Below are 231 nucleotides of genomic sequence, written 5' to 3'. Positions count from 1 at the left end.
TGGCGATATCGACGCCGGTGCCGTCGGACTTCACGCGAACCTTCACGTTGTAGTCGACGACCCGCTTGACTGGGACCAGAACCTTCATTGGTGTGACTCCATGGATTGCAAAACTGTGTACCTCGGGGCAGCCGGTCATTCTAGGACGACCCTTTTCACGGGCTGTCCCTGCGGGCACAGGCCTTGTGAGCCACCGTCGACGCAAAGAAAAGAACGGTCGTGCTTTTCTCG

At 58.0% G+C, this 231-nt stretch carries 1 pseudogene; it reads right to left on the bottom strand.

Annotated features, from left to right (window positions below):
• Window positions 1-88 (bottom strand): annotated as a pseudogene (locus CVH10_RS25540) (electron transfer flavoprotein subunit beta/FixA family protein); the annotation flags it as partial.
• Between the last annotated feature and the right edge of the window lie 143 nt (window positions 89-231).

Origin of the sequence: Halomonas sp. ND22Bw (assembly GCF_003011945.1) — a bacterium.
GTDB lineage: Bacteria > Pseudomonadota > Gammaproteobacteria > Pseudomonadales > Halomonadaceae > Halomonas > Halomonas halophila.
The sequence above is the reverse complement of the archived record's forward strand: the minus strand, read 5'-3'. Positions and strand labels throughout refer to the sequence as shown.